Genomic DNA, 7,269 nt, shown 5'->3' on the forward strand with positions numbered 1-7,269 from the left:
CTGATCGACGACTCCGTCGGCAAGGTTGCCGAGGGCTCCAGCCTGGTCCACCAGGCCGGCAGCACCATGGGCGAGATCGTCGCCTCGGTGCAGCGTGTGACCGACATCATGGCCGAGATCTCCGCCGCCTCGCAGGAACAGAGCGCGGGCATCGAGCAGGTCAACCAGACCGTGGTGCAGATGGACGAAACCACCCAGCAGAACGCCGCACTGGTGGAGGAAGCCACCGCTGCCGCACGTGCGATGGAGGACCAGGCCGTGCAGCTGGGTGAAGCCGTGGCCCGCTTCCGGCTTGCATCGCACGGCACGACGGCCATTCCGGCACGCCCGCTGGCGGCACCGGTACCGCGCCAGGTCGCCGCCGCCGCACCGGCCGCAAGGCCGGCCCCGGCACGTGCGCTGCGCACGGCAACGGCCCAGCCGGCGCTGGCCGCGGACGGCGACTGGCAGGAATTCTGACAGAACCACGGGGTCAGATCCCTTTCCCGCGGGAAAGGGATCTGACCCCTTACGCGTGGAAAGTGATGCAAATCTCACTTCATAATCCGGTGCAGAGGCCGATATCCCCATCGAGCCTCGCACCAACGCGTGCTGGCGCCCGCCCCTGACCGTAGATTCCATGTCCGACGGCAACGACACTGCAGTGCATGATGTCCACGCGGCCGACGCCGCTGACGAGCGCTTCCTGGTCCGCAACCCGCGCCAGCTGCGGCAGCTGCTGCGCTCGCTGATCGACCAGCGATCACTGATCAACGCGCACATCGACGGCCGTGACCGTTCGTTCCCCACTGCGCTTCTCGACCTCGACGAGGACGAGGACTACCTGCTGCTCGATGGCAGCCCGCAGGAAGCCTCCAACCGCGCCGCCGAGCAGGCCGATCACCTGCTGTGCTTCGCCCAGCTCGAACGGGTGCTGGTGCGTTTCCGCCTGCACGAACTGCAGCGCGTGGACAACGACGGCCACGTGGCCTTCCGCGCTCCGCTTCCGGAAGAACTGGTGCACCTGCAGCGCCGCGAGCTGTATCGGCTGGAGACCCCGGTCACCGACTCACCGCAGCTGCTGCTCCCCCCCGCCGAAGCGCGCGCCGAAGCGTTGTCGATGCGCGTGGTGGACATCAGTGGCGGTGGCCTGGCCGTGGTGGTTCCCAATGACTGCGCGGTGTTCGGCCTGCAGAAGCGCTATCCGGCGCAGCTGTCCCTGCCCGACGGTCCCGACCTGGACATCGCGCTGGTGGTCTGCAACCTGTTGCCGCAGCGCCAGCCCAACGGCATCGAGGTCAAGCGCGTGGGCATGCGCTTCGACAGCCTGCCGCGCGGCGCCGACAGCGCCATCCAGCGCTACATCTTCCGCATCGACCGCCAACGCAAGGCACGCCGCAACGGCGAGCTCTGAGGCCGCCCGACCGGTAGTGCCGGCCGATGGCCGGCAACCCTGGAACGCATGCCGGGGTCAGATCCCTTTTCCCTGAAAAGGGATCTGACCCCATCCACTGCCCGGGCACCTAAAGTCCCCCCCAGAGGGGCCGATATCGAGCCTGACACCGGGACTTCCGGCAGAACCAGGACCCCTCGATGAACGACAAGACCAGCTCCGCCGCCAGCACCGGTGGCGAATTCCTCAGCTTCACCCTTGGTGACGAGCACTACGGCGTGGACATCCTCAAGGTGCAGGAAATCCGTGGCTACGACGCGGTTACCCGCGTGCCGGATGCCCCGGACTACATCAAGGGCGTGATCAACCTGCGTGGCACCATCGTCCCGGTGATCGACCTGCGCCTGAAGCTGCGCCTGGACAACGCCCGTTACGACGCCTTCACCGTGATGATCGTGCTGAACGTCGAAGACCGCGTGGTCGGCATCGTCGTCGACAGCGTCTCCGACGTGATCCCGCTGTCGGCCGAGCAGATCCGACCGACCCCGGAATTCGGTGCCGCCGTCGATACCCGCTTCATCTCCGGCATCGGTACCCACGACGATCGCATGCTGATCCTGCTGGACATCGAGACCCTGCTCGACAGCGCCGACATGGGCCAGGCCAGCCTCACCGAAGACGTCGCCGCCTGAGTAAACGGAACTGCTTCACGTTCCGGTCACAAAACCCTTCAGTTCCCCCCGGCGATGCCGATAGGGGGACAGAAGCCGGCCGCGCAGGAGCGCGCAGGGCCGGCCCGACCGTTACCATCCCCGGAGATACCCCTCGATGAAGTCCCTGCTTGCGTTCGTTTCGGCCGCTGTCCTGGCCACCACCGCCGCCTCCGCTTTCGCCCAGTCGGCTGACATGATCCCGCCGGAACTGGCCCCGCGTTCGGTCGGCAAGGACGGCATGGTCTGTGGCAAGGTTGAAAAGGCCCGCTACGCAGAAGGTTCCGAAGGCCAGCCGACCTTCCTGTACATGGGCGGCGCCTTCCCGCGCCACACCTTCTCGGCCCGCATCGCCGGCGAGAACCGCGGCAAGTTCTCCTTCCCGCTGGAAACCCTGGAAGGCAAGACCGTCTGCGTGATCGGCAAGATCCAGCGCGACGCCTCGCGCGCGGAAATCGAAGTCAGCTCGCCGGCTGGGCTGAAGCTGGCCAACATCAAGTAATCCGCTGTCCGTCGAACCACGCCGGACCTGGTGCCGGCGTGGTTTCTGCTGCAACCGGGCCCGATGCCCGGGCGCGTCTGCCTTAGGAGCTCGCAACGCCCATGCCGTGGATCAACAACCTGAAACTGATGCCGAAGCTGCTGCTGACCTTCGGCGTCCTCCTGCTGGTGATGCTGCTGCAGGGCATCGTCGCCTATCGCGGCCTGCATTCGCTGAACAACGTCACCACCGAGCTGGCCGGTTCACGCATGGAAAGCATCCGCCTCGCCGGCGAGATGCGCGGCATGCTGGGCGAATACCGCAATGCCGCCTACCAGCAGTTGATCCGCGCCAGCGACGACGTCAAGTCCGATGCGCGCAAGCAGGCCGTCGACCTGCGCACCAGCATGGACAAGTCGATCAAGGACTATCCGAAGCTGGTCGACAACGCACAACAGAAGAAGCTGTTCGACACCTTCGCCAAGGAATGGAAGGATGCGCTGGCGTCCTATGACAGCGTCACCGAGATGCTGGAACTTGACCTGCCAGACGATGCCATCGATACCTTCGTCGGCGAAACCCGTACCAAGCACCGCAAGGCTGCATCGGCGCTGGAAGCGCTGATCGCCGAAGACAACCGCCTCGCCCGCGCCTCGCGCGAAGAGGCCGCCTCCACCTATTCCGCCTCGGCCGTGCTGACCGTGATCGCCCTGCTGGGTGGCGCCGCACTCGGCCTGGTGCTGGTGTGGCTGTTCGCCCGCGCACTGGTCGGCAGCGTGCGTGGCGCCGTCTCGGTCGCCAACGACGTCGCCGGTGGCAAGCTCGATGGTCATATCGACGTCAGCCGCCAGGACGAAGTGGGCGAACTGATGCAGGCCATGCAGCGCATGCAGCGCGACCTCCGCGAGCGCATCGAGACCGACCAGGCCGTGGCCCGCGAGAATCTGCGCATCCGTACCGCGCTGGACTACAGCTCGACCGGCGTGTACCTGACCGACACCAGCAACACCATCGTCTACAGCAACCGCGCCCTGCAGCAGACCCTGAGCCAGTACCAGGACGAAGTTCGCCGCGACCTGCCGGACTTCGATGCCCAGGCCTCGCTGATCGGCAAGCCGGTCACCGTGCTTGAACACCGCGGCGAGATGGACCAGACCCTGCTGGGTAACCTGAAGGCACACGGCGTCGCCCGTCGCCCGATGCAGTATGGCGATGCCCAGTTCGCCCAGGTGGTCTCGACCATCCGCAATGAAGGCGGCGACACCGTCGGCTACGTGGTGGAATGGCGCGACCGTACCCAGGAAGCGCAGGTCGAAGCCGAAGTGGCCCGCGTGATCGCCCAGGCTGCCGCCGGCGACCTGTCCGGCCGCATCGACGCGACCGACAAGGAAGGCTTCTTCCTGCAGCTGGCCCAGCAGATCAACGGCCTGCTGGATGCCAACGCTGGCAGCATCGAACAGATCTCCGGCCTGCTTGCGGCACTGTCGCAGGGTGACCTGACCGTGCGCATGCACGGCGACTACCAGGGCGTGTTCGCCCGCATGCGTGACGATGCCAACGCCACCGCCGCGCAGCTGAGCGAGATCGTCACCCGCATCAAGCAGTCCAGCCGCGCGATCAGTTCGGCCGCCGGCGAGATCGCCTCGGGCAACAGCGACCTGTCGCGCCGCACCGAGCAGCAGGCTGCCAACCTCGAGGAAACCGCGGCCTCGATGGAGGAACTGACCTCCACCGTGCGCCAGAACGCCGAGCACGCCCGCCAGGCCAACCAGCTCGCCATCGGCGCGCATGGCGTCGCCTCGCAGGGTGGCGAGGTCGTCGGCCAGGTGGTCACCACCATGTCCGCCATCGAAGCCTCGTCGAAGAAGATCGCCGAGATCATCAGCGTCATCGACGGCATTGCGTTCCAGACCAACATCCTGGCACTGAACGCCGCCGTGGAAGCCGCGCGTGCCGGTGAACAGGGCCGCGGCTTTGCCGTGGTTGCCAGCGAAGTGCGCACCCTCGCCCAGCGCTCGGCCGCCGCCGCCAAGGAGATCAAGGGCCTGATCGACGACTCGGTCGGCAAGGTCAACGATGGCTCGGCGCTGGTGCACAAGGCCGGCGCCACCATGGGCGAGATTGTCGCCTCGGTGCAGCGCGTGACCGACATCATGGCCGAGATCTCCGCCGCCTCGCAGGAACAGTCGGCCGGCATCGAGCAGGTCAACCAGACCGTGGTGCAGATGGACGAAACCACCCAGCAGAATGCCGCGCTGGTGGAGGAAGCCACCGCTGCCGCACGTGCGATGGAAGAACAGGCCGGCCATCTCAGCGAAGCGGTGTCGATCTTCGTGGTCGATGAGGCCGAGGTCGTCGCCGCCCCGCGCGTCGCCGCAGCCCCGGCCCCGCGAGCCACCGCGCCGGCCGCCCCGGCACCGGTCGCACCGCCGGCCCGCCGCACCGCCGGCGGTCGCCCGATGGCCACCGAACTGGCCGACGGAGACTGGCAGGAATTCTGATGCCGGCCTGACCTGATCCACGAACACGCCCTGGCCCTGTGCTGGGGCGTTTTTGTTTACGGGGTATCTGGATATCCAGCCAACGGCGAAGCCCCTCGGGGTGGTCACGGAAAGCTGCGGATTTCCTTCGCTCGGGCCGGGAGGGTGGGTCGCGCAGGGGACGCCGTGAACCCGTCCATGGGGGCTTGGCCGCGGCATCCATGCCGCGGACACCCCTGCGCAACCCACCCTCCCGGCCACGGACAGTTTCCGTGCGCGTCCACCCCGGATTGAAGAAAGAAGAGCAAAAAACAAAAGCCAGGTCACTTCCGGGGTCAGATCCGTTTTCCTGCGGAAAACGGATCTGCCCCCTCTTTCCACCTGGAACCCCAACGCTCTTTCCGTCCGACACCGAAATGCCGAGAGGGCTGGGCCGGGGTGGGTAGGCAGGACCGTTGGCGCCATGGATGGCGCCATCGCGCCCCCATGGACGGGTTTACGGCGTGTCCTGGCTGCCCACCCCGGCCCAGCCACCTACTGACAATCCAGCGCCGACCAACTGCTGTTGCTGTTGCTGTTGCTTCAAAACCAGCCTGCCGCAGGCAGCGCCGCAGCCGCCGCTGCACGGAAACCTGAATACGTTCGGACACCGCACCTCAATCCCCCGCCCTGACGGCCGATAACGGGGTTGTCACCGCTTGTCCCGCCGTGACCGGCACGGCGCCGCCCGCCCGCTTCGACCTGGTCCTGCTCGATGAATCTCCTGCATCGCTGGCAACACTACTTCAGCAATCTTTCCGTCCGGCGCAAGCTCAACCTGCTGACGCTGCTCATCGCGCTCGGCGTGATCGCGCTCTCGGTGATCGCCGCGCGCATGCAGTACCTGGATCTCACCGAGACCCGCAAGACCGCACTGAAGACCCAGGTCGAACTGAGCTACGGCATCCTGCAGCACTACCACCGCCTGGCCGCTACCGGCGAACTCAGCGAAGAGGCTGCCAAGCGCGCCGCGCTGCAGGCATTGGAAGTGATGCGTGCAGAGAGCGATACCTACTATTTCAACGTCTACGACACCGGCTACCGGCTGCTGATGCACCCGTTCCGCAAGGACCTGGTCGGCAAGGACATGAAGGACTTCCACACTGACGACGGCGTACGGATCTACTACGACCAGGTCGAAGCGGCTCGCGCCGGCGGCGGCTTCGTCAACTACCGCTGGGCCAAGCCGGGCAGCAAGGGCGACGTCGAGAAGGTCGCCTACGCCGGCCTGTTTGCGCCGTGGAACTGGGTGGTCAGCAGTGGCGTCTACATGGACGACGTGCAGAAGCAGGCGCTGGTGTTCACTGCCATCATGACAGTCTCCGGCGGCGTCCTGGTGCTGATCGTACTGGCCCTGAGCTGGGTCATCGGCAATCGCATCGCCGTGCCGTTGAAGCAGGCCACGGCCGTCGCCGAGGGCATCGCCGCCGGCAAGCTCGACAGCCATATCGGCCCGCAGCCGCACGATGAAACCGGCCGCCTGCTGGACGCCATGGCCGGCATGCAGCAGCAGTTGCATGCGGTCATCACCGGCCAGCGCGAAATGGCCCGCCGCCACGACGGTGGCGAACTCAGCTACCGCATCGACGCCAGCGCCTTCCCCGGCGAGTACGGGCTGATGGTCCAGGAAACCAACGCCCTGGTGGGTAGCCACGTGCAGACCCTGCACGATGTGCTGGACGTGGTGCAGCAGTACGCGGTTGGTGACCTGAGCCGCGACATCGCCCGCTACCCGGGCGAGAAGGCGGCGATGACCACCACCGTCGACACCGTCAAGGCCAACCTCGGCCGCATCAACGCCGAGATCAAGCAGTTGGCCAGCGCCGCTGCTGCCGGCGACTTCAGCCGCCGAGGCGATGCGCAGCGCTTCGACCACGATTTCCGCCTGATGCTGGAAAACCTCAACGCGATGATGGCGGTCAGCGATGACAACCTCGGCAAGCTGTCGCAGCTGCTGTCGGCCATCGCCGAGGGCGACCTGACCGCGCGCATGCACGGCGATTACCAGGGCGTGTTCGCCCGCATGCGCGACGATGCCAACGCCACGGTCGCGCAGCTGACCCAGATCGTCGGCCAGATCCAGGCCAGCGCCTCCAGCATCACCCTGGCCGCCGGCGAGATCGCCTCGGGCAACAGCGACCTGTCGCGCCGTACCGAGCAGCAGGCCGCCAACCTGGAGGAAACCGC

6 protein-coding genes are annotated in these 7,269 nt (G+C 66.6%); all 6 read left to right on the plus strand.

What is annotated here, in order from left to right; genetic code table 11:
• Window positions 1–459 (plus strand): methyl-accepting chemotaxis protein (locus ACM0O9_RS19705; protein ID WP_495495903.1); only part of this gene is annotated, 459 nt, incomplete at its 5' end.
• Between the two features lie 160 nt (window positions 460–619).
• Window positions 620–1,393 (plus strand): flagellar brake protein, encoded by a 774-nt coding sequence (locus tag ACM0O9_RS19710; RefSeq protein WP_111127759.1) that lies wholly within the window; start codon window positions 620–622, stop codon window positions 1,391–1,393.
• A 179-nt stretch (window positions 1,394–1,572) separates the two neighbouring features.
• Window positions 1,573–2,064, plus strand: a complete 492-nt coding sequence (locus tag ACM0O9_RS19715; RefSeq protein WP_005416412.1) for a chemotaxis protein CheW — start codon at window positions 1,573–1,575, stop codon at window positions 2,062–2,064.
• A gap of 136 nt (window positions 2,065–2,200) precedes the next feature.
• Entirely contained in the window at window positions 2,201–2,584 is a 384-nt protein-coding gene (locus tag ACM0O9_RS19720) for a hypothetical protein (RefSeq protein WP_005416411.1), read from the plus strand.
• A gap of 101 nt (window positions 2,585–2,685) precedes the next feature.
• On the plus strand, window positions 2,686–5,064 hold the full coding sequence (locus ACM0O9_RS19725) for a methyl-accepting chemotaxis protein (RefSeq protein ID WP_138953772.1): 2,379 nt from the start codon (window positions 2,686–2,688) through the stop codon (window positions 5,062–5,064).
• Window positions 5,065–5,797: 733 nt separating this feature from the next.
• Window positions 5,798–7,269: cache domain-containing protein (locus ACM0O9_RS19730; RefSeq protein WP_495495904.1), on the plus strand; the 1,472-nt coding region annotated here is incomplete at its 3' end.

The organism is Stenotrophomonas sp. FR012, assembly GCF_047520565.2.
GTDB lineage: Bacteria > Pseudomonadota > Gammaproteobacteria > Xanthomonadales > Xanthomonadaceae > Stenotrophomonas > Stenotrophomonas sepilia.

Bases quoted from the DNA above. Each gene is read 5' to 3' on its own strand.
- ACM0O9_RS19715 (WP_005416412.1), top strand. From the start codon at position 1,573: ATGAACGACAAGACCAGCTCCGCCGCCAGCACCGGTGGCGAATTCCTC.
- ACM0O9_RS19725 (WP_138953772.1), top strand. From the start codon at position 2,686: ATGCCGTGGATCAACAACCTGAAACTGATGCCGAAGCTGCTGCTGACC.
- ACM0O9_RS19720 (WP_005416411.1), top strand. From the start codon at position 2,201: ATGAAGTCCCTGCTTGCGTTCGTTTCGGCCGCTGTCCTGGCCACCACC.
- ACM0O9_RS19710 (WP_111127759.1), top strand. From the start codon at position 620: ATGTCCGACGGCAACGACACTGCAGTGCATGATGTCCACGCGGCCGAC.